General features: G+C 65.6%; 20 protein-coding genes. 9 read left to right on the top strand and 11 right to left on the bottom strand.

What is annotated here, in order from left to right; translation table 11 throughout:
• The first annotated feature begins 34 nt into the window (after positions 1-34).
• Positions 35-1,045: a Hint domain-containing protein gene (locus BLQ71_RS01015; protein ID WP_074620397.1), complete on the top strand. Its 1,011-nt coding sequence runs from the start codon at positions 35-37 to the stop codon at positions 1,043-1,045.
• On the opposite strand, the gene BLQ71_RS01010 is transcribed toward BLQ71_RS01015, so the two are convergent.
• The 4 genes from BLQ71_RS01010 to BLQ71_RS00995 all read right to left on the bottom strand — a co-directional run bounded on the left by BLQ71_RS01010 (position 1,042) and on the right by BLQ71_RS00995 (position 4,015).
• On the bottom strand, positions 1,042-1,419 hold the full coding sequence (locus BLQ71_RS01010) for a nuclear transport factor 2 family protein (RefSeq protein ID WP_074620396.1): 378 nt from the start codon (positions 1,417-1,419) through the stop codon (positions 1,042-1,044). The genes BLQ71_RS01015 and BLQ71_RS01010 overlap by 4 nt on opposite strands.
• Positions 1,420-1,484: 65 nt before the next feature.
• Complete coding sequence (locus BLQ71_RS01005) at positions 1,485-2,402, bottom strand: agmatine deiminase family protein (RefSeq protein ID WP_074620395.1); 918 nt, start codon at positions 2,400-2,402, stop codon at positions 1,485-1,487.
• Between the two features lie 22 nt (positions 2,403-2,424).
• Positions 2,425-2,712, bottom strand: coding sequence for a hypothetical protein (locus BLQ71_RS01000; RefSeq protein WP_074620394.1), 288 nt, complete (start codon positions 2,710-2,712; stop codon positions 2,425-2,427).
• A 112-nt stretch (positions 2,713-2,824) separates the two neighbouring features.
• Positions 2,825-4,015: a Hint domain-containing protein gene (locus BLQ71_RS00995; RefSeq protein WP_074620393.1), complete on the bottom strand. Its 1,191-nt coding sequence runs from the start codon at positions 4,013-4,015 to the stop codon at positions 2,825-2,827.
• A 256-nt stretch (positions 4,016-4,271) separates the two neighbouring features.
• Here BLQ71_RS00995 and BLQ71_RS00990 point away from each other — a divergent pair, with 256 nt between their 5' ends.
• Positions 4,272-5,885, top strand: a complete 1,614-nt coding sequence (locus BLQ71_RS00990; protein ID WP_074620392.1) for a peptide chain release factor 3 — start codon at positions 4,272-4,274, stop codon at positions 5,883-5,885.
• 102 nt (positions 5,886-5,987) lie between these two features.
• On the opposite strand, the gene BLQ71_RS00985 is transcribed toward BLQ71_RS00990, so the two are convergent.
• Positions 5,988-6,923 carry a DUF7638 domain-containing protein gene (locus BLQ71_RS00985; RefSeq protein ID WP_074620391.1) on the bottom strand — a complete coding sequence of 312 codons (936 nt, stop codon included), beginning with the start codon at positions 6,921-6,923 and terminating at the stop codon, positions 5,988-5,990.
• A gap of 154 nt (positions 6,924-7,077) precedes the next feature.
• On the opposite strand from BLQ71_RS00985, the gene BLQ71_RS00980 reads away from it, so the two are divergent.
• The gene (locus tag BLQ71_RS00980; protein ID WP_133065636.1) at positions 7,078-7,509 is read left to right on the top strand and encodes a hypothetical protein; all 432 of its coding nucleotides are present in this window, start codon (positions 7,078-7,080) and stop codon (positions 7,507-7,509) included.
• A gap of 53 nt (positions 7,510-7,562) precedes the next feature.
• Here the strand turns inward: BLQ71_RS00980 and BLQ71_RS00975 are convergent, their stop codons facing one another.
• The 5 genes from BLQ71_RS00975 to BLQ71_RS00955 all read right to left on the bottom strand — a co-directional run bounded on the left by BLQ71_RS00975 (position 7,563) and on the right by BLQ71_RS00955 (position 13,947).
• Positions 7,563-8,153, bottom strand: coding sequence for a YeeE/YedE thiosulfate transporter family protein (locus tag BLQ71_RS00975; protein WP_074620390.1), 591 nt, complete (start codon positions 8,151-8,153; stop codon positions 7,563-7,565).
• Between the two features lie 3 nt (positions 8,154-8,156).
• Positions 8,157-8,705, bottom strand: a complete 549-nt coding sequence (locus BLQ71_RS00970) for a YeeE/YedE thiosulfate transporter family protein (RefSeq protein ID WP_074620389.1) — start codon at positions 8,703-8,705, stop codon at positions 8,157-8,159.
• Positions 8,706-8,887: 182 nt separating this feature from the next.
• Positions 8,888-10,537 carry an OmpA family protein gene (locus BLQ71_RS00965; protein WP_074620388.1) on the bottom strand — a complete coding sequence of 550 codons (1,650 nt, stop codon included), beginning with the start codon at positions 10,535-10,537 and terminating at the stop codon, positions 8,888-8,890.
• 251 nt (positions 10,538-10,788) lie between these two features.
• Positions 10,789-12,597 carry an OmpA family protein gene (locus tag BLQ71_RS00960; protein WP_074620387.1) on the bottom strand — a complete coding sequence of 603 codons (1,809 nt, stop codon included), beginning with the start codon at positions 12,595-12,597 and terminating at the stop codon, positions 10,789-10,791.
• A gap of 99 nt (positions 12,598-12,696) precedes the next feature.
• Positions 12,697-13,947, bottom strand: coding sequence for a vWA domain-containing protein (locus BLQ71_RS00955; RefSeq protein WP_074620386.1), 1,251 nt, complete (start codon positions 13,945-13,947; stop codon positions 12,697-12,699).
• A 94-nt stretch (positions 13,948-14,041) separates the two neighbouring features.
• Between BLQ71_RS00955 and BLQ71_RS00950 the strand changes: the two genes are divergently transcribed.
• Positions 14,042-14,680: a hypothetical protein gene (locus tag BLQ71_RS00950; RefSeq protein ID WP_074620385.1), complete on the top strand. Its 639-nt coding sequence runs from the start codon at positions 14,042-14,044 to the stop codon at positions 14,678-14,680.
• 10 nt (positions 14,681-14,690) lie between these two features.
• Here BLQ71_RS00950 and BLQ71_RS00945 read toward each other — a convergent pair whose 3' ends face one another.
• On the bottom strand, positions 14,691-15,599 hold the full coding sequence (locus tag BLQ71_RS00945; RefSeq protein ID WP_074620384.1) for an AAA family ATPase: 909 nt from the start codon (positions 15,597-15,599) through the stop codon (positions 14,691-14,693).
• 170 nt (positions 15,600-15,769) lie between these two features.
• Between BLQ71_RS00945 and BLQ71_RS00940 the strand changes: the two genes are divergently transcribed.
• From BLQ71_RS00940 to BLQ71_RS00920, 5 genes are all read left to right on the top strand, one after another.
• The gene (locus tag BLQ71_RS00940) at positions 15,770-16,837 is read left to right on the top strand and encodes a glycosyltransferase family 2 protein (RefSeq protein ID WP_074620383.1); all 1,068 of its coding nucleotides are present in this window, start codon (positions 15,770-15,772) and stop codon (positions 16,835-16,837) included.
• On the top strand, positions 16,834-17,511 hold the full coding sequence (locus BLQ71_RS00935; RefSeq protein WP_229754822.1) for a sulfotransferase family protein: 678 nt from the start codon (positions 16,834-16,836) through the stop codon (positions 17,509-17,511). Before BLQ71_RS00940 ends, BLQ71_RS00935 begins: the two co-directional genes overlap by 4 nt.
• The gene (locus BLQ71_RS00930) at positions 17,511-19,868 is read left to right on the top strand and encodes a glycosyltransferase family 2 protein (protein WP_074620382.1); all 2,358 of its coding nucleotides are present in this window, start codon (positions 17,511-17,513) and stop codon (positions 19,866-19,868) included. The genes BLQ71_RS00935 and BLQ71_RS00930 overlap by 1 nt, the downstream gene beginning before the upstream one ends.
• A gap of 1 nt (position 19,869) precedes the next feature.
• On the top strand, positions 19,870-20,571 hold the full coding sequence (locus BLQ71_RS00925; protein WP_074620381.1) for an FkbM family methyltransferase: 702 nt from the start codon (positions 19,870-19,872) through the stop codon (positions 20,569-20,571).
• A gap of 64 nt (positions 20,572-20,635) precedes the next feature.
• The gene (locus tag BLQ71_RS00920; protein ID WP_074620380.1) at positions 20,636-21,685 is read left to right on the top strand and encodes a glycosyltransferase family 2 protein; all 1,050 of its coding nucleotides are present in this window, start codon (positions 20,636-20,638) and stop codon (positions 21,683-21,685) included.
• Positions 21,686-21,831 lie beyond the last annotated feature (146 nt).

The following is a 21,831-nucleotide window of genomic DNA, read 5'->3' as shown; positions in this document are numbered from 1 at the left end:
TCTATCCAGTGACCATCGCCCTTGTGAAAGACCCATGCCCCAGACCGATCCCGCCCGCGCCACGCAAAGCCTGCAGGTCTACCGCGCCGATGCGCTGCGGGTCGTGAACGGTGCCAACCTAGGCGATCCCATCGGCTTTGCCGAGGAACTGGTGCATGACGACATATACCGACTTTCGCCCCTGGCAGCGCTGAAACCGCTGACCGTCGAAACCGGGGCGACGCCGCCCTTTCGAATCTCTGGCAGCAGTGCCCTGGGCACCTCCGGCGCCGACCTGCACCTGGATTGTTGCGTGACCTTCATGTCCGGCGACGGCCAGACGACCGAGGCGCTGGTGCTGGTCGAAACCGATGCCGAGGGCAATGCCGCAGAGGTTTACCTGCTGCCGCTGGCGCCGATGACGGCCCGGGCGGATTACGTCCTTGTCGGCGTGGATTGCGACGGCGCCCTGCAACGCTATGCGCAGGTGGCTTGCGTATCCTTCACCGCCGGGACGATGATCACGCTGGCCAACGGCGCGCAGCGCGCGGTCGAGCAGCTGACGGTCGGCGACCGCATCCTGACCCGCGACGACGGCCCGCAGCCGATCCGCTGGATCGGTCACCAGACTGTGCGCGCCGTGGGTGCCTTCGCCCCGATCTGTATCCGCGAAGGCGTGTTGAATAACACCCGTGACCTGCTGGTCTCGCCCGACCACCGCCTGTTCATCTACCAGCGCCGCGATCACCTGGGCGCCGGCCGGTCGGAATTGCTGGTCCGCGCCCGCCACCTCGTGAACGGCGACACCGTGGCCCGGCGCAAGGGCGGTTTCGTGGACTACTACCAGATGCTCTTTGACACTCATCAGATCATCTATGCCGAAGGAATCGCCGCGGAATCCATGCTGGTCGATACACGCACCCGCGCCGCGCTGCCCAAGGATCTCGAAGTTGCCGACCTGTTGCCCGGCCACCGCCGCAGCGATCCCCGGGCGCTGGAGGTCGAAGAACAATTATTGGCCCGCCCCGACGCAGCCGAGGTTCTGCGCAAGTCCTCTGGCGGTTAGGCGGCGGTGGCGTAGTAGAATTCCTCGCGCACGATCCGGCCGCCGGCGACGGTGTAGATCGCGACCTCCTTCATCGCGTCCACGTCGCCCGTGGCCTTGTTCCTTGCCTTGATGTCGAAGATCACCGCGAAACTGCCTTCGCCGTGGACATAGGGGCCGTCGACAACCCCTTCGATCACCTCGAAATTCTCGGACCACCAGGCATGTTTGCCCTTGATCCCGTCCAGCCCGTGCGTTTCGGCGCTGTCGGCCCCCGGCATCGTCATTGCCTCGACCGAAACGGCGTCGGCGGCATAGAGCTTGTCGAGATTTTCCAGTTCGCGCCCTTCGCGGCAGCCCGCGACGAGCTCCTGTGCTATTGCCTTGAAATCCATGTCACCCTCCCAAATGTTCACTATACGTTCACACTGCCATGCCCATGTAACAGCGGCAAGACAAATCACCGCCCTTCCGGCGCAGTGGCAAAGATCGAGGCGGTCAGGCAGTGCAGCGCACCGCCCAGCCCCTCTGTCATCGCGGGGATCGGCACCGGTTCGAACCCGGCTTCGCGCAGCAGGTCCGCCCGCGTCTTGGCCAGCGGGTCGGCCCGGTCGAACTCCGGCACCAAAAGGCAACGGTCCAGCTGAACCCAGTTGAGCGGGCTGTTGAACCCGTCCGTCGCCACGCAGGGCAGCGGCAGGATGGACACCTGCGGGCATGTTTCGGCCAGTCGGGCGCGCATCTCGGCACTGACCTCGCGCGCCTCGGGGGTATCGTCCCGAGCGCAGATCGCACAAAGTCCTGGCCCCAGGAACCGCAACATGCAATCGGCATGGGCGCTGATGTCGTCCGGAAAGGGCGTCAGGAACTGCCAGTGTTCGAGACCAAGCTGGCGCCCGGTCTCGACCAGAACCTCGGGGTCCTCCAGCCCGTTTTCACGCAGGACATCGGTCGTGGAAAACCCCTTGCCCTCTGGCCCGCCGACCAGGTTGCCGCCCGCCACGATATGGCACGTCACCTCCTGCACCCCGGGCAGGATGGTCTCGAACAGGGCGTGGTCGCGCTTGCGGTCGCCTTCGGGCCGCGCAGGCCGCACGAGGCAGATGCCATCCCCCTCGGCAACGGCGATCGGCGCATGATCCCGCAGCCAGGGGCTGTCGAATGCGCCAGACACGATGCCGAAGTGGTCGGGATGCTCCGTTGTCGCGATAAACTCGCGGGCGCTTGCCGGATCAGGTGTGATCAGGATCACGCCACACTGGCGCGCCGCAGTACGGGCGACGGCCTCAAGGGCCTCGCGCACGTCGAAGCGCCAATAGGGCACGCATAACGCGTCAGGCAGGGCATAATCCGGCACAAGGCACCGTGTGCCGCCCATCACACGCCGCCCGCGCGCAGGATCAGTCGCCGATCCTTGTCCGGTTCACCCGGATCCCACTGGGAGTTCTTAGTTGGCCGCCGTCGATGCTGGCGCCGGTGGTCAGGCGCTTGCCGATGGTGGTCCGGCCCGGAACGCGGATCTTGCTGCTGCGGTCGATGCGGATCTGCGTGCGGCCCTGCGTCCGCCCCGGAATGCGGTCAGGCAGCTTGCCGTCCTGAGCGGCAACGGGCAGCGCGCTGAGCGGCACCGAGACGAAAGCACAGAGCGCACGATTCAGGCGCGATTTAATGCGCGACGAGTCCGACATGAAAGAACCCCCTTCTGAAATGGTCCCGTCAGGATAGCCTTCAACTGCATTTCTGCCAATGACGACGCACTGGCCCGTCGAAACCGGCAAGAACTCACCGGAATCGTGCCGATCAGGCCGCCCCGGAAATCCCCAGCCTCTGCCGAAGGGCAAGCGGCACGTGGCGCGCGGCGCTTATCCGCGGCAGCGGGCTTTCGGGGATCGCTCGATCCTCGCCGTAGAGATCCAGGTACTCGGCGTGATTGTCGAAACGCCGCCGCGTGGCATAATCGACGAAACTCTCTGCCGGGGCGCCATTGGCCAGGATCACATCATGGGCCTCGGTCTCGACATGGTAGACGGTGAACCGGTCGGGCGTCTCGGACAGCGGCACCCAGTCGATGCTGCCGCCGTTCACCAGCGCCGCGGAAGTGATGACCAGACCGTCCAGCACCATGCCATGATCGCCGGTCACGCAGAGATCCGAATGATTGCCCAACACCCCGGATGCGATGCGAACCAATTGCGCCTTTTCCCCGGCAAAGCGTTTTACGACTGTCTGCCGCCCGATCCAACGAACCTCGACCGCTGCGCCTTCTGCGGTCAGCACCATGTCACCGGCGTTCAAGGTCTCAACCGCAACCTCGCCCTGCGGCGTGGCGATCAGGGTGCCCTCCGCGAAACAACTGATGTTGGCGTCCTGTGTCGCGTAGGTGGTTCCGTTCACATTGGGGTTCGTGTGGTCGACCGGGTCGATGTTCCCGGTCCAGTTTGCGGGATCGTCCAGCCCGGTAAGGTCCGTGCCGGTGAACATGTAGTTGTCCGCCCCCGCCGGCGTGCCGATGATATTCGACAGAACAGGTGAGGGGTCAGGCGTGCCGGCCAGATACGTGTCCATCGCGGTCCGGCTGACGCCGTATGCCGCGATGTCCGAGAAGTTCTCGTCCCAGGCGTCCCGCGAGTTGATCGCCGCGATCACCTGGTTGCCGGACACGGCCATGAGGGTTTCCGCGTTGTTGTTGGTCCAGGTGGCGGCACTGCCCAGGGTCAGCCCCGAAACCGATCCGCCCGACGGATCTTCGAGGATCGTGAAGGTGTTGGCGGTCGCTGAAAACTCGGCGATCGTGACCCGGTCCAGCGGACTGAGGCCGCCGGCACCAACCGTATAGGTGAAACCCGCGGGCGTGGTGTCGGCATCCCAGAACTGGATCTGTTCACCCGGAGCCACGGCCTGCGTCACCACGAATGAAAAGGATTCCGCATAAGGCGCGTTGGCATCGGTAATGACGGCGGTGAAATAAAGAGAGCCGGGATTGAGTGTCATGTATTGGCCTATGCGTCTGATTTTCGAGGGAGCAATCCCGCCAACGCAAGTCGAAAGCCGGACGGACATGGCGACCTGATGGCCATATCACGCGAAAGGATAACCGCGGCAACTTGAGGCGCATACGGTTAACACTCGACATTGACGTAACGTCACCCTGTCCGTCCTACCCCCGTGCCGCGCCTTCGCCACTCATGCCCAGCGCGTCGTCCAAGCATGGATTGTGCCTGCGGGAAATCCGCTGTAATTCGCGTCCATGCTGGACACCAACCGCCCCCAACTGCCGCCCGAAATCGCCCGCCGCCGGACCTTTGCGATCATCTCGCACCCGGACGCCGGCAAGACGACCCTGACGGAGAAATTCCTTCTGTATGGCGGCGCCATCCAGATGGCCGGGCAGGTGCGCGCCAAGGGCGAGGCGCGGCGCACGCGGTCGGACTTCATGCAGATGGAAAAGGACCGGGGCATTTCCGTCTCGGCCTCGGCCATGTCCTTCGACTTTTCCAGCAAAGAGCGGAACTTCCGCTTCAACCTGGTGGACACGCCCGGCCACAGCGACTTTTCCGAGGATACCTACCGCACGCTGACTGCGGTGGACGCGGCGGTCATGGTGATCGACGGGGCCAAGGGCGTCGAAAGCCAGACCCGCAAGCTGTTCGAGGTCTGCCGCCTGCGTGACCTGCCGATCCTGACCTTCTGCAACAAGATGGACCGCGAGGCGCGCGACACCTTCGAGATCATTGACGAGATCCAGGAAAACCTGGCTATTGACGTGACACCCGCCAGCTGGCCCATCGGCATGGGGCGCGATTTCCTCGGCTGTTACGACATGCTGAACGACCGGCTGGAGTTGATGGACCGCGCCGACCGCAACAGGGTGGCGGAAAGCATCGCGATGGAGGGTCTGGATGACCCCAGGCTCGACGAACACATCCCCGCCAACCTGCTGGAACAGCTCCGCGAAGAGGTCGAGATGGCGCGAGAGCTCTTGCCCGCGCTGAACCCTCAGTCGGTACTGGAAGGGCACATGACCCCGATCTGGTTCGGATCGGCGATCAACTCTTTCGGGGTCAAGGAACTGATGGAAGGCATCGGCACCTACGGGCCGGAACCTCAGGTACAACAGGCCACCCCGCGCGAAATCGCGCCGGAGGAAAAGAAGGTCGCCGGGTTCGTTTTCAAGGTGCAGGCCAACATGGACCCCAAGCACCGCGACCGCGTGGCCTTTGTGCGGCTTGCCTCGGGGCATTTCACCCGCGGGATGAAGCTGACCCATGTGCGCACCAAGAAACCGATGGCGATCTCCAACCCCGTGCTGTTCCTGGCCTCTGACCGGGAACTGGCGGAAGAGGCCTGGGCCGGCGACATCATCGGCATTCCCAACCACGGCCAGCTGCGCATCGGCGACACGCTGACCGAGGGCGAGATGCTCAAGGTCTCGGGCATCCCCTCCTTCGCGCCGGAACTGCTGCAAAGCGTTCGCGCGGGCGATCCGATGAAGGCAAAGCACTTGGAAAAGGCGCTGATGCAATTCGCCGAGGAAGGCGCGGCAAAGGTCTTCAAACCCATGATCGGCTCGGGTTTTGTCGTGGGTGTCGTGGGCGCCCTGCAATTCGAGGTGCTGGGCAGCCGGATCGAGCTGGAATACGGTCTGCCGGTGCGGTTCGACGCCTCGCAGTTCACCTCGGCCCGCTGGGTGACCGGCGAAAAGGCCGCGGTGGAAAAGTTCATCAACGCCAACAAGCAGCACATCAGCTATGACCATGACGGTGACGTGGTCTACCTGACGCGTCTGCAATGGGACATCGACCGGATCGAACGCGACTACCCGGACGTGACCCTGAGCGCGACCAAGGAGATGATGGTGTAACTTTCGCGTCCCATCGCGAAAGTTACGGTGGGCAAAGGTGTCCTTTCCGTCAGGAAAGGATCACCGCCCACACCCCTCCATTCCGGGTGCCACACCAAAGCCTCAGACCCTGCTGTCGCCGTACAGCACCTTGCGGATCGGGACGTCCTTGTCATCCATGTCACCGCAGTAGCGGCGCAGGTGGGGTGGTACGGCCTCGTAGGTCCGCCGCAGGGTTTCAAGGTTTTCTTCCGTGGGGTCCGCCCAATAGGCATCCGCCGCCGAACGGCAGACATGGAAGCTCGTCGGCTCGCCGCGCAGTTCGCGCCCGCTTTCCCGCAACTCTCCGATCAGCGCCTCACCCGAACAGGGCCCCGGCGCAGCATAGGCGCAGGTTGCCGCCCCCAGCCCCCGGATCGTCACCCTGTCGCCCTCACGCGGGAAATCGTATCGGCCCTGTCCCAGCTCCACCTCGAAATCATCGAGTGACACAGACCGCGTCCCGCCGCTGCCCGTGACCGTCAGCGCATCGTTCCGGAACAGAACCAGCTGCACCAGGTCGATACTCTCCCCGCCCCTCTCGAAGGCCCAGAGCCACTTACCCGGATTCCGGTCATGGTCGCTGTCCGGCTCAGCCTCGCACCAGGGCGCACTGCGGGTGCGGTTCTGCTTCCAGCGCAACCGCCCATCGACGACATGGCTGGCGCTGCCTTGCAGGTCTGTCAGGTTGTCCAGGTCGGGGTTCAACTCGGCCAGCAGGCCATAGACCCGCTCGACCAGCGCATCGGGCGTGAGCGTCCAGTCCCCCTGTTCCAGGTCCAGCAAACCGGACCGTCCAAGGCGCAACGGTTCGCCATCGGGGATCGAGGTCCGGACCCGCCCCTTGCGAACGTCCTCCTCGAACATGGCCAGGTCCATCAGTTCCGGCGCCTCGATCAAACCATCCTCGAAAACGGTCATGTCCACGAGGTGATAGTCGCCGATCCTCTGGATCACCGGAAAGGACAACCCGTCGATTGTGCGCGTTGCCTGCCGCCGTGTCAGTTCCGATGCCTTCATGCCGTGCCTCACCCTCCTAGCTTGTCCAATCTATAGCCAAGGCGAACCGGGTCATGAAAGGCGGCGGCGCGCAATTCTTTGCCAAGCCCCCCGGCCTTGTGCGCAATCGGCATGGCATGGGCGCGGCGCATGGCCTATCTTCCGCCCCATGACCATGATGCATCTCATCGCCGGCTTCCACGCCGCCACGCTCTGCCTTGCTGCACCCTGTACGGCCGAGGCAAACCCCTGGGACCTGATCAGCGCGATCGAGTACGAGGAGACAGAGACAGAGACCTCGTGGTCGGTGGCCAAGACCATCCCCGAGGCGCTGCGCGACCAGGCGCAGGATTTCGAGGTCACGGGCTATTACGTCCCGGTCGAGGCACAGGCCTATGTCTCGACCTTCCTGCTGGTGCCGGACCCGGCCGATTGCCCGTTCTGCGGTCAGAACGGTTATGGTCCCTCGCTCGAGGTCAGCATGAAGCGCCCCATGCCCGACGTCCCCGAGGCGACAAAGGTCACCGTGCGCGGAACCCTGAATTTCGACGACAGCCCGGAAACCTATCGCGCGGTCTTTGTCACCGAAGGCGTTCTGATCGACTGAAAAAACGCCGCCCCGGTCTCCCGGGACGGCGTTTTTGCTGCGTGAGTGGCGGTTTATTCCGCGGGCAGCTCGGCGGGCCGTTTCTGGCCGGTCAGGTTGTCCGGCAGAACAAAGGCCACGAGCACGAAGACCAAGCCCAGCACGATGCCGAGGATGTCACCAGAGACAGCGAAGATCCCGTCGTAGGACGCCCCCGGAACGCTGCCCAACGTGACCTTGCCACCCGCGATGTCGTTCAGCAGGCCGCTGGCCTTCCAGGCCGGGTAGGTCGCCATGTAGGCAGCCGCGCCCAGAAGGCCCCCGGCGATGAAGAACAGCGCGTCACGGCGCCCGGTGGCCGCCGCACAGACGCCGGTGCCGGGGCAGAAGCCCGAGGCCGCCCAGCCCGCGCCCAGCATCAAGCCACCGATGAAGACACCGATATAGGCGGCCTTGACGCTCATGTGGCCCACGTCGACAAGGCCCAGCATCTGCCCGCCGAACATCAGGATCGAGCCGGTGCCGATCGCCAGCAGGATGGTCTTCATCAACTTGATGCGCCGCAGGGTCAGCATCCCCGAGATCACGTTGGGATTGGTCGCCCCGATCCGGTCCAGCACCGCCCCGAAGGCGACACCGATCACGATTGCCAGAAGGATTTCCATCGTTCAGCCCTCCTTGTACATCATCATTGCGGTGGGAATGGCGGCGGCAAAGGCCCCGGCGGCGAAGATGTAGCCTGACAGAGCGGTCTGCATCATGCCCGACATCATGTGCCCCGAGGTACAGCCCCCCGCCAGACGCGCGCCGTAGAGCACGACAAACCCGCCCAGAAAGGCCACGGCATAGCGTTTCCACGGCGTGTCACCGAAATTGGCCTCCCAGATCTGCGGCAACCGTTTTTCGGCCCGTCCGACGCCCCCGCGCGAAAAGGCCGAAAGCGCAGCACCCGCTGCCATCGCCAAAACGAAGATGAACGAGTAGTTCAGCGGATTGGCCGCACTCTTGGCATATTTGCCCGACGATTTGGCCATGTAGGCATTGGTCGAGGTATATCCGTCCTCGGTCTGAGTGATGAAATCCGGGTTGACCGCATCCGCCACGATCCCGTCCAGGATCACGAATTGCGTCGAGACACCGATGGGCTTGACCAGCAGCACCGCCGCAAAGAAGACGACGCCCAAGAGCACGCCTCCAAGTTTCCAGTCGAGAGTCATGCGCTCTCTCCCCCTTTGCATTGATATTCCACTTTCAGAATATCACTCGAGCAAGGAGGGGCGGATGATCCAGATCAATGCGCAGCTTAAAATGTGCAAGAAACAGAATATTTCGTTCGGGTCGTGAAACGGAAAAGCCCCCTGCGCGTGCCGGGGGCTTTTACCATGTTCAGAGGGCAGGATCAGGTATCGGTCAAAAGCGGGGTGATCCGGCGGACGGCGGCGCGGCGGTTGGCCTGTTCCGCCTGGTCGGTCACGACCAGCAGATCGCTTTCGCCGTAACCCTGCAGCACCAGGTTCTCCGGCGGCACGCCGAAATACTCGATCAGGGCCAGGGCCACCGATTCAGCCCGCCGGTCGGACAGCGACAGGTTGTAGGCCTTGTTCCCCCGCGCATCCGTGTGCCCCTCGATCAGAAAGACCTCGCCCGGATCAAGGGCGATCGCCTCCAGCATGGCATAGCCCAGCGCGGCCAGCTCCTCGGCTTCTTCGGGTCGGATCGCGGCAGAGTTCGAGGCAAAGTGGATCGTGTCGATGTTGATCCCCGGCGCCATCTTACGCACGGCGTCGATGTCACGCACCTGCGCCAGCGAGAACAGCCGCCCCGCATCGACGGCAGTCTCGGCGCCCAACGCCCCGTTCACGTCGCTGTCGCTTTGATAGGCGACGACGCTGGGCCCCTTGACCTCGGGCAGGTTGGTGACGACCACCTGGTCACTCTGCTGCGTGTCGTCGAACAGCACGACCTCGGTCCCGTCGGGCGCGATGGTGGACCGGCGCAGCACGCGCCCGTCCGGTGCGCGCACCGTCTCGACCTGGCTGCCATCCTGGTAGAGCATCACGTTGCGAGTGGAGCCGTCCTTGTACTGAAAGGTCTGCACGTTGGTGCCGGGCCGGTTCAACAGCACGTCGTCGTTGCGCAAAACGCGCATGACACCGTTGTTCTGCACCACCATGCGGTCACCGCTGTTGGTGATGACCTTGTCACCGTTCTGCAGCACCTTGCCCAGGTCCACGCGGCGAAAATCCAGCGTGCCGGTCCTGATACCGATCTGGCGGGCCACCTTGTCGAAATCCTCGGACGAGCGGCGCACGTCCTCGGCGGTCAGCGTCCGATCCAGCACCTTGACCGCCCCGGCCGCGATGCCGACGGCCGCGGCCACCTTGGCCACGTCACGCAGGGCCACGATATCGGCCTGTCGCTGGCTGGACCCCAGGTCGATGCTGCCGACCGGCAGTCGCACGGTCTTGCCCGGGCGCGGCGCGATCTTGACTCCGCCGGAGGGCTTGCCGCCGACGATATCCTTGGCAAGCTGCTTTCGCAGCGCATCCAGGTCCACGGCACCGGGCTTGACCGTGACCTTGCCGCCGGGCGCGACCTTGATGGCGGGCTGGCGGGTTTTGGGCGGGATCGCGATCTTGACGTCCGGCACCTTGAGGCCCGGCGCGATTGTCCCGGTGGGCACACGGATGGTCGGTGTCTTGCCCTTCGGGCGCACGATCTGGACGTCGGGCACCCGCACCTTGGGGGTCACCTGCTTGGGGATGACGACCTGCGCAGGGCGCTTCTTGGGCTGCGGGGTCACGATGACCTGGGGCACCGGGATGGTCTTTTTCGGGGTGCGTACGGTCTTTTGCGGCGGCTGAACGATCACCTGCGGCGTCTTCTTGACCTGAGGCACCCGGCGGACCGTGCCCCTGTCGAGATCGCACTTGATGCCCAGCGCGGGATTGCAGAGTTGCTTGAGGTCAAAGTTCTGGGCCGCGGCGGGGCCGGCAAAGCCAACCGTCAGCAGGCCAAGCGCAGCCGAGGCGAGGAGGAGGCGTTTCATTCGGCAATTCCTTTCCAGCAAAGGCATGGACGGAGGTAAAGTCCTTGTCGCACCAGTCTCGACACCGAATGCGCGGCCCTGCCCGGTAGGGCGGCCAGCAATGAAAACAATACTCCCGGCAGCGGGTCTGGTGACGTGGCGTCATCAAACCCCGTTCGACGATTTCGGACAACGGAGGTATTCCAGACCCGCAAAGGAAGACCCCCGGCAGAGGCTCTGCCGGGGGTCCGGAAATGGGCGGATCGTGAGCGTCAGCGCGCCGCAAGCAGCGGCGTGATCCGGCGCACCGCGGCGCGGCGATTGGCACGTTCCGCATCCTCTGTGCGCACCAGAAGGTCGCCCTCGCCATAGCCCTGCAACACGAGGTTCTCCGGCGGCACGGCGAAATACTCGGTCAGGGCCAGGGCCACGGATTCCGCGCGGCGGTCCGACAGGGCCAGGTTATAGGCAAAGCCCCCCACCGCATCGGTGTGCCCCTCGATCAGGAAGACCTCTCCGGGGTTCTGGGCGATGGCCCTTCTCATGGCCTCGCCCAGCACCGCCAGCGCCTGTGCCTCCTCGGGCCGGATCGCCGCCGAGTTGGTCTCGAAGTTGATCGTATCCACCGTGATCTCGGGGACCAGGTGGCGCACGGCGTCGATGTTGCGCACCTGCGCCAGCGAGAAGCTGCGGTTCACGCCATCGGCCCCGGTCGCAGCCAGCGCACGCGCCAGCGACTCCGCCGTGGTGTCGCGATAGTCGATGCGGTTGCGCTCGGTCACGCGGGGCAGTTCGCTTACCTCCACCCGGGGACTGGCCTGGGTGTCATCGAAGAGAACCGCCTCCGTTCCGTCCGGCAGGACACGCACCCGGCGCAAAACCCGGCCATCGGCGGCGCGGATGGTCTCGACGACAGAGCCGTCTTCGTAGCGCACACGCGTGCGGGTCGATCCATCGTCGAACCGGCGGGTCTCGACCTCGGCACCGGGGCGGCGCAGCAGGACGTCGTCGTTGCGCAGCACGCGGAACTGGCCATCCTGTTCGACAACCACCCGGTCGCCCGAGTTGGAGACTACGCGGTCATCCTCGTCCAGGATCTCGGAGAGGGCCACGGCGCCAAGGCCCAGCAGGGCTGCCTTGGCCCAGGGTTCCAGCCCGTCGTCGTCGCCATTGTCCTTGCGCGCTTCGGCGCCCGGCTTCACCGCGCCGTCCAGTCCGGTGCGGAAATCCTCGTCCGAGCGGCGCACGTCGCCCTCGTCCAGGGTTTCCTCGACCAGTTCGCCGTCGTCGCGCGGATCCGTTGCCGCCGCGGCGGGCGAACCTTCCAGCAGGCGCCGCAGGGCATCGACCTGGGCCTGCGGATCACGCCTCTCCGGGGCGGGCGCCGCCTCGGCGGCCTCCGGCGGATCCTGCGCCTCGGGGGCCGGATCCTTTGGCGCATCCGCGGTTTCGGGCGCGGGCTCTGGCGCTTCGGGTGCCTCGGGCACCAGGACATCACCGGGATCGGCTGTCTCGGGCGGGTCCGTTGCCTCGGGGGCCGGGTCCTTCGGCGCATCCGCGGTTTCGGGCGCGGGCTCTGGCGCTTCGGGTGCCTCGGGCACCAGGACATCACCGGGATCGGCTGTCTCGGGCGGGTCCGTTGCCTCGGGGGCCGGGTCCTTCGGCACATCCGCGGTTTCGGGCGCCTCGGGCTCCGGCGGGTCCGCCGGTTCCGCAACTTCGGGCTCCGGTGCCTCGGCCGGCTCCGCAGCTTCCGGCGGCTTGGGCACATCGGCGGTCTCGGGGGGCGCGGGTTGCGCCGGTTTCAGCGCATCGGCCGGGTCTGCCGCCGGGTCCGCGTCGGCCTGGTCCGGCTTGTCCTTGCCGCCGCCCTTGTTCTGCAGGGCCTCGGCCACATCATCGCAGGTCAGCCCGTCCGGCAGGTTGCCACCGACCTCGCAGATTCCGCTCAGCAGTTCCAGTTGCGCCGGGGGCAGACGTTTGGCGGCGTTTGCACCGTCCTGCCCCTGCGCCATCGCGCTCCCTCCGACGACGAGCGTCAGGGCTCCGGCCAGCGCCGTGGCGTTGCGAATGGGGGTCATGGCAGTCTCCTTTCCTTGTGCCCGCGTGGGGCTTGGACAGGAAACGCACGATGCACCGCCCCGGGTTCCCCCGGATCTTAAGGACAGGCGGCAACCCGCCTAGAGCAGTTTCATCAGCCGCGCCTTTTCGCCCAGGTCGTCAGGCCGCGAGATCGCCTCGGCCAGGTCTTCCAGCGAGGCTATGGAATGTCCGGCGCGGAAACTGTCCACATGCGGCAGCATGGCCCGGATACCCGTCGCCTTGGGCGCGAAGCCGTCCCAGCGCAAGAGCGGGTTCAGCCAGATCAAACGGCGCGCCGACAGATGCAGCCGCTCCATCTCCTTTTCCAGCGCGCCCGCATCGTCGCGGTCCAGCCCGTCGGTGATCACCAGCACGACCGCCCCCTGCCCCATGACCCGGCGCGACCAGTCCCGGTTGAAATCATGCAGGCAGGCCCCGATCCGCGTGCCGCCTTCCCAGTCCTGCGCCTCGGCGCCTGCCGACTTCAGCGCCGCGTCGACGTCGCGGGTGGCCAGGTGCCGGGTGATGTTGGTCAGCCGGGTGCCAAAGGTGAAGGCATGGACCTTGGCCCAGCCCTGCCCCTTTTCATTGGCCACCGCGTGCAGGAAATGCAGCACCATGCGGGAATACTGGCTCATCGAGCCGGAAATATCGCAGAGCACCACCAGGTTCGGCCAGCGCGGCCGCCGTTTGGCCCGGGCGATGGAGTGGATCTCTCCCCCCTTGCGCAGAGCGTCGCGGATCGTCTTGCGCGCGTCCATGCGGTGGCCCAGGTGCGATCCCATCAGGCGGCGGCTCTCGATCGGCTTTACGGGCAGCGTCAGCCGCGCCAGCATCCGCTTGGCCTGGGCGATTTCCTCTGTCGACATCTGCTCGAAATCGAGGCTGCGCAGCTTTTCCTCGGCGGACATGGTCATCGAGGCGTCAACCTCGATCTGGGTGCCCTCTTCTTCCTCTTCCTCGGTGGGCACTTCGGGCATCTGGTCACCCAACAGGGCCTGCGCCGCCCGTTTCTCGGCGGCCACGGCAGAGCGATCCTCCTGCACGCCACGAATGGCGGGCAGCATCATCGACATCATGTGTTCCAGGAATCGCGGATCGCGCCAGTAGAGGCGGAAGATCTGGGCAAAGACGACGCGATGCTCGGGCCGGTTCACGAAACAGGCGTGCAGGGTCCAGTAGAAATCCATCCGCTCGGTAAAGCCCGCCGCCTCGACCGCGCGGATGGCGTCGATCACCCGCCCCGGTCCCACGGGCAACCCGGCCCGGCGCAGGGCGCGTGCGAAATGGATGATGTTCTGCGCAAGGCGCGGGTTTTCCGGGATTTCAAGCGGCAGGTATTCAGGCATGACGGGTACCTTCGCAGTCTGACCGCCCAAGACAAGGCGACTTTCGGGTGATAGCCTTGGCCCTCAGGGGCCCGGCCTGGTCAGGAGACCCTCGATGAACCTTTTCACCTCGCAACAGGCGCCGGCCATCCTGGCGGTCATCCTCTCGGTCATCGGCTTCTACATCTCGACCGTCATCGCGGAAATCCGCAGCCAGCCGGTCGTGACCTATCGCTTCAGCCAGTCTGCTGACGGCACCGCCGAATTGCGGCTCAAGAACGTCTCGCTGGCGCAGGTTGTTGCGGACGCCAGGTTCGAAATCGCCTGCACCGACGGGCGCGAGGATTGTCTCATGGCGCAGCCCTCCGGCGGCTATGCGGTGCTTGACCGGACACCTCCGGTGTCGCCGACGAATGTCACGCTCGAGGCCGGCCCGCGCGAGGCGGCGATCCGGGCAAACCTCGTACCAGGCGCCGTGGTTGCCCTTGCGGTCCGGCAGGCGCCGACGGCGAACGCCGTGCCGCTGGAGTTCTACTATACCGCCTCGAAAACCGCGCCGGAGGCACTGTTGCTCTTCGACGCCCGCAGTCTGACCGCCCTTTTCGTCGATAATTATTTCACCCTCATGCTGGTCGTCTTCCTCGTGGCCGCCGCCGCGCTGACACTGGTGATCGTCGTTCCACCCCTCGTTGCCCTCAGGACGCGAAAGACCGGGCCGGAAGACCCGGGCCAACCTGCACCTCCCGAGGGCTGAGGCACGGCGCTCACGCGGCCTCGATGGTGGCCTTTGCCTCGTCGAGAATGCGCTTGGCCTCGGAGCCTTCGATTTTCGCGATGTCGTCCTGGTATTTCAGGATTGCCCCCAGCGTGTCGCTGATCACCTCGGGCGACAGGTCCACCACGTCCAGCGCCAGCAGGCATTTCGCCCAGTCGATCGTTTCCGCCACCCCCGGCTTCTTGAAGATGTCCTCGGTGCGCAGGGACTGGACAAAGGCCACGATCTCGCGGCTCAGCGTCTCGGAGACATCCGGTTCGCGGGCGTTGAGGATTTCCACCTCGCGGTCGAAGCCCGGGTAGTCGACCCAGTGATAGAGGCAGCGCCGCTTGAGCGCGTCATGCACCTCTCGCGTGCGGTTCGAGGTCAGGATGACGATGGGCGGCTCGGGCGCCTTGATGGTGCCGATCTCGGGGATCGTGACCTGGAAATCCGACAGCGCCTCCAGCAAGAAGGCCTCGAAGGGTTCGTCCGTCCGGTCCAGCTCGTCGATCAGAAGGATCGGCGCGCCGTGTTCATCCGGGCGCATCGCCTGCAACAGGGGACGTTCGATCAGGAAATCCGGACCGAAAAGCTCTCGGTTCAGGACGTCGCGGTCTGCACTGCCCTGCGCTTCGGCGGTGCGGATGGCGATCATCTGGGCCGGGAAGTTCCATTCGTAGACCGCGCTCGAGGCGTCCAGCCCCTCGTAGCATTGCAGCCGGATCAGGCGCCGTCCCAGCGCCGCGGACAGCGCCTTGGCGATCTCGGTCTTGCCAACCCCGGCCTCGCCCTCGAGGAACAGGGGCCGGCCCAGGCGCAGCGACAGGAACACGACGGTGGCCAGCGCCCGGCCACAGACATAGCCCGTGGCGCCCAGCGTTTCCTGAACTTCGTCGATTGATGCAGGCAATGTCATGGCGGTCCTCCTGCCCCCGGTTTCCCAAGCCCCGCGAGGGCCGTCAATAGGACGGAAGTCACGCCCCGATGCCCTTGACGACGGCGCGGATTGACGGGGTGCTCACGGAATGTCATGATTCGGGGTATAAAACCCGGGAAGAAACCCGGGGTTCTGGCAGACGAGCAGACATGGCTGATATCAAGGCGGGCGCCGCGCGGCGCATCACCGCTGTAACCTGCGTGAAGAACGAGGGCCCGTTCCTGTTGGAATGGATCGCCTTTCATCGTCTTCTGGGTATCAGTGATTTCCTGTTCTATTCCAACGACTGTACCGATGGCACCGATGTGCTGCTGGACGCACTGGCCGCCTCCGATCGCCCGGAAACCGGCCATGTCGTGCACCTGCCCAACCCCGCCGAGGGCCGCAACTACCAGATGGAGGCGCTGAAGGCGGCGGCGAAACACCCGCTGGTGACGGGCGCCGACTGGGTCTGGATTGCCGATGTCGACGAGTTCCTGAACGTGCACGTGGGCGATCACACCATCCCCGCGCTGATCGCCGCATGTGGTAACCCGCAGGCGATTTCCGTCAATTTCCAGTTCTTTGCCAACGATGGCGTGACGGATTTCGTTGATCGCCCGGTGATTGCCCAGTTCACCCGGTCCCACAATCCCGATCTCTGGTGCGCCGAAACCGCGATAGAGGTCAAAAGCCTCGTGCGCCGCGATTTCCCCCTGCAGTATTTCGGCGCGCATCGGCCCTTTTTCCGCAAGTCCCTGCCAGAGGACAAGTTGCCGGCCTGGACCGATGCCTCGGGGCGCAAGGTCCCGCCCAAGTTCCTGGCTGCCGCCAATCCGCGCCGCATCCGCAAGTTTCCCGCCGCCGGGGCGCGCAATTTCGCGACGCTCAACCACTATGCCCTGCGCTCGCTGGACAGTTACCTGGTCAAGAACGACCGGGGCGATGTGAACCGCGAGGGCCGCGTCTTTGACGACACCTATTGGCGCGAGCGCAACGATGCCGCCGTCGAGGATCGCTCGATCCTGCGCTACCTGCCACGGCTGGAGACCGCGCTGGACACCCTGAAGGCGGACCCGGACATCGCGCGCCTGCACGGCGACTGCGTGCGCCTGCACCGCGAAAGGCGCGATGCTCTGATGGCGCAGGCGGACTACGCCAGGATGTACGCGCACCTGGCGGCCCTGCCCGCGCTTCCGCCCGGCGAGGCCGAACTGATCGAGGCGCTGGGACTATGAGCGACCTGACCGTCAAGCTGGTGAACCTCGGCCTGCCCAAGACGGGCACCACGACGCTGGCCCATGCGCTGAACGAAGGCGGCTGGCGGGCGGCGGATCACAAGGTGCGCCGTGTGCATTGCCGCACCCCCGGCCTGGGCGGCACCTCCATCGCGCGCCAGCTGTATAACGGCTATTTCGAAACCGGCGACCCCTTTGCCCATCTCGACGGGCTTTACGATGCGCTGACGGAAATCAGCATGTTGAACCCGTCGGCCTCGCTCTGGCCGCAATGCGATTACACGATGATCAAGGCAATGCGCCTGGCGCGGCCCGACATGCTGTTCGTGGCCACCTGGCGCCCGTCGGCAGAGATTTCGGACAGCATGCGCCGCTGGGGCAATCTCGGGCAGGATCGCCTGCCCGGCGGGGCCATCCCGGGTCTGCCGCAGGGATATGGCGCCAACGACGACCAGCGCATCCGCTGGATCGAGGGGCACTACGCCATGCTGCGCGACCTCTTTGGCGAGGATCCGCGCTTTCTGGAATTGCCGGTGGGCGCCGCCGATGCACGGCAGCGGCTCTCGGCACATCTCAGGATCGACCTGCCCTGGTGGGGCAGGCTGAACAAGAACCCCGAAACGGGGACGACAGGCAAGAAAACCAAGGCCGGAACGGCACGAGGGGCAGCGTGATGAGGATCTATCTACATATCGGGCCGGATGGTCCGTCCAGCGACCGGATACAGAGGGTTCTCGACGCCAAGCGCGGGCGGCTCAGGGACGAGGGCGTTCTTTACGCCCGCAGCCCCGGCGCCCGAAATCACACCCGCCTGTTCATGGCCGTCAGCGACCCGGACCGCCCGGATGTGCTGCGCTTCAACCGCGGCCTGATGCTGCCCGAGAAACAGCAAGCCCTGCGTAACGAGGTGGCCCGCCAGTTGGCGCATGAGGTCGCCCGTGACGCGCCGCAGGCCCTGATCCTCTCGGCGCATCAACTGGGAACCTCGCTGAGCACCCGGGCCGAGCTGGAGCGCCTGCGCGACCTGCTGGCGCCGATCTCGACCGATGTCCGCATCGTTGCCTGGCTGGACGAACCGGCCCGTGCGCTGGTCGCACGTTATGGCGCGCAAGTCCTGGACGGGCGCGCGCGCTCTCTGGACCTGGAACTGGGCCTGTTGGCGGCCCCGGACTACTGGCAGGCCGCGCTGGACACCCGGCCCGAGACCGCGCCCCTGGCCGGGCTGTTCGGCGAGGTGCAGGGTGCCAACTTCTGGCTGGATTACACCCGCCTGCAAGAGGAATGGGAGGCGGTCTTTGGCGCCGATACGGTGCAGTTCCGCTCGATCAACCGCGACCGGCTCTGGTCCGAGCAGGCGACGGATGAATTGCGCGCCGCCTTTGGCATTTCCGCCCAGATCGGCAAGGCCGAGGCAGAGGATCTGCCGCGCCTGCCCTCGGCGGCCTGGCTGACCCGCGCGCGGCTGTTCAACGATGCGGTGCTGCGCCTTCTCGACCGGCAGGACATCCTGCTGCCCCGTCCGCTCTGGCGCAAGCTGCTGGCAGAGATCAAGGTGCCCGGCGGCGCGATCCTCGCGGGCGGCCTCTCGGCCATTTCCATGCGCTTCGAAGAGGACATCGCCGCCCTTTGCGCCGCCCATCCCGGCATGTCGCCCGAGGACATGGAGGCCGACCCCATGTGCGGCGACTGGACAGAGACGGACCCGACGCGTGGTTTCCGTGCGACGCAGTACCTGATGGCCTTCCGCTGGCGCATCGCTCAGGGCGACAAGGAAGAGCGTGCGGCCAGGGCCGAGGAGCTGGCCCATCTGACCGGCGACACCCCGGCAGAGCCGGACACACCGCCCCTGACCGACGCCGCGGCAGAGACCCTGCCCGCGCAGGCAAAACAGAATTTCGTGCGGCTGCACGGCTCGCCCTACGCCCCACACAACAAGCTGGGCCGCGTCAACGAAGAGGACCTGGCCGCCGCATTCACCCCTGCCCCGCATCGCCTTTTGCCCAAGGGGTCGACCGGCAATGTGGTCGTGGCCTGCATGAAGAACGAGGGGCCCTATATCCTCGAATGGATCGCCTATCACCGCGCGGTCGGTTTCGACAATTTCCTGATCTATACCAACGATTGTTCCGACGGCACGGTCGAGATCCTGCAGCGGCTGGATGCCCTGGGCATCGTCCATCACCGCGACAACAACACCTGGTCCGGCAAGTCCCCGCAACAGCACGCGCTGGATGCCGCGCTGGACGAGGAGGTGATCAGGCAGGCCGACTGGATCGCCCATATCGACGTCGATGAGTTCGTCAACATCCGTTGCGGCAACGGCACGCTCTCGGACGTGTTCCAGCGGGTGCCGGACGCCACCAATATCGCGATGACCTGGCGGCTGTTCGGGCACAATGGCGTGCGCCGTTTTCAGGACCGTTTCGTGATCGAGCAATTCGACACCTGCGCCCCGAAATACTGCCCCAAGCCGCACACGGTCTGGGGCTTCAAGACCATGTTCCGCAACATAGGCGCCTACGAAAAGATCTCGTGCCACCGGCCCAACAAGCTGGCCGAGGGGTTCGAGGACCGCGTGAAATGGGTCAACGGCTCGGGCCGCGACATGACGGAGGCGGCGATCCGCAACGGCTGGCGTAGTTCCAAGCGGACCATCGGCTATGACCTGATCCAACTCAACCATTACGCCCTGCGGTCCGCCGAAAGCTTCCTGATCAAGCGTCAGAGGGGCCGCGCCCTGCATGTCGACCGCAACATCGGGCTGAACTACTGGATCCGCATGGACTGGTCGGTGCACCGTGACATCACGATCAAGCGCAACATCCCCCGCGTCCGGGCCGAATATGACCGGCTGATGCGTGACGACACCCTGCGCGCCGCGCATCACCGGGCGCTGGAATGGCACCGCGCCAAGGCCGCCGAACTGCACGGCATGCCCGAGTTCGAGGAACTCTACCGGCAGGCGCTGGCGCTGGACCTGACGGAAACCGAACGCGTGGCCTATGCGCTCGCCCTCGACATGGAGACCTGAGATGGACGGCGCCGAGCCCGCCCCCCGCGATCCCTACCTGCACTCGCGCGGGCTGAAGATCCCCAAGCATCCGCAGATCACCAAGGGCCGCATTCGCGGCGCACTGAAATCCGACGCCTACGAGCGCAAGGAATGCGACGCGGTCGTGCGCGTCGTGCGCCCGGGCGACCGGGTGCTGGAGCTGGGCGGCGGCATCGGCTACATGTCCACGCTTCTCTCGGTGAAGAAACAGGTCGCGCGCGTGGTCAGCTACGAGGCAAACCCGGCGCTGATCCCCTACATCCGCTCTGTCCACGCGGCCAACGGGGTGGAAAACGTCGACCTGCGCAACGCGCTGCTGTCACCGCAAGCGGGCGATCCCGTCCCCTTCTACGTCCGCAGGAACTTCCTCGCCTCCTCGATGGACCGCGAGGCCGACCCGGACAGCGTGACAGAAGAAGTCCCGATCATGCAGCACGCCATCGCCCCGGTGCTGGAGGCGGAAACGCCCGATGTCCTGGTCTGCGACATCGAGGGCGCCGAGGCCGATCTGCTGCCGGCCGGCGACTGGTCCGGCTTGCGCGCCGCCGTGATCGAGCTGCACCCGCAATGGATCGGGCAGTCGGGCGTGCAGGCGGTCTTTGACGCCATGCACCGCGCCGGGCTGACCTATTTCCCCAAGGCCTCCGAGGCCAAGGTCGTCACCTTCCGCAAGGGCTGGTGATGGCTCTCGGGACATGTCCCCGTCCCGGCCTCTGCGCCGGGACCTTCCGCCACGGGGGCGCCGCGTGAAGATCACCGCCGTTCTCTGTGTCCGCAACGAGGGCGCCTTCCTGCTGGACTGGCTGGCGCATCACCTGGCCTGTGGCGTGACCCATGTGGTCGCGCTCTCGAACGATTGCCAGGACGGCACCGACGCGATCCTCGACCGGCTGGCACAGGTCGCGCCGCTGACCCATATCCGCAACGATGGCCCCCATGACGAACGCGGCATCCAGTTCACCGGGTTGAAACTGGCCGACGCGGCGCCCGCCGTCACCGGGGCCGACTGGCTGCTGGCGCTGGACATCGACGAATACGTCAATGTCCACGCAGGCGACCGCACCCTGCCCGCGCTGATCGCCGCCCTGCCCGAGGCCACGGCCATCACGCTCACCTGGCGGCTCTTCGGCAATGCCGGGGTGGCGCGGTACGCCGATGCACCGATCACCGGGCAATTCACCGCCGCCGCGCCGGTGGTCATGCACTGGCCCTGGCGCGCGGCGATGTTCAAGACGCTCTACCGCAATGACGGCACCTATGCCCGGCTGGGCGTCCACCGTCCCCGCGCGCCCGACAAGTCAAGGCTGGACAACGCGCGCTGGTTCGACGGCGAGGGCCGCGAGCTGGACGACCAGTTCCGCACCCGCCGCATCTTTTCCCAGTACGGCCGGTCGAACTATGCACTGGCCCAGCTGAATCACTACGCCCTCGGCGCGATGGAAAGCTACCTGCTGAAGGCCGACCGGGGCCGCGCGGTCCATTCGGACCACGCGCTTGGCATGGACTACTGGGTCGAGCGCAACTGGTGCAACGAGGAAGACCGCAGCATCCTGTCCCTGCCCGGCGTGGCAGAGCGCCGCGCCGCGTTCGCCGCCGACCCGGAGCTGGCCCGGCTGCACGCCGGGGCGGTCGCCTGGCGCCACCAGAGGCTGGAGGCCTTGCTGGCGCAGGAACCCTACCGCGCTCTCTTTGCGCGCCTGCTGATGACTCCGCCCTCACGCCCGGTGCCGATCCAGGCCGCGCGCGTGCTGGCCCGTCACGCCACCCACGCAAGACAGGCCGGCGACCAGCATTGATTTCGCGCGGCTGCGTGTGCACGCGGATCGGACGTCAAGGATAAAATGTTTTTTCTTTTTGCACCTTTTTCGGCTGAACGGTTGAATCCTCAACCTGAAACCCTAGCAATTCAATGGGTTGAACGTTCCAACTTTTTGCTAAGGAG

Source organism: Antarctobacter albus (genome assembly GCF_900101505.1).
Classification (GTDB): Bacteria; Pseudomonadota; Alphaproteobacteria; order Rhodobacterales; family Rhodobacteraceae; genus Antarctobacter; species Antarctobacter albus.
Note: the sequence above shows the minus strand (reverse complement) of the source record. Positions and strands in the feature narration are given on the sequence as shown.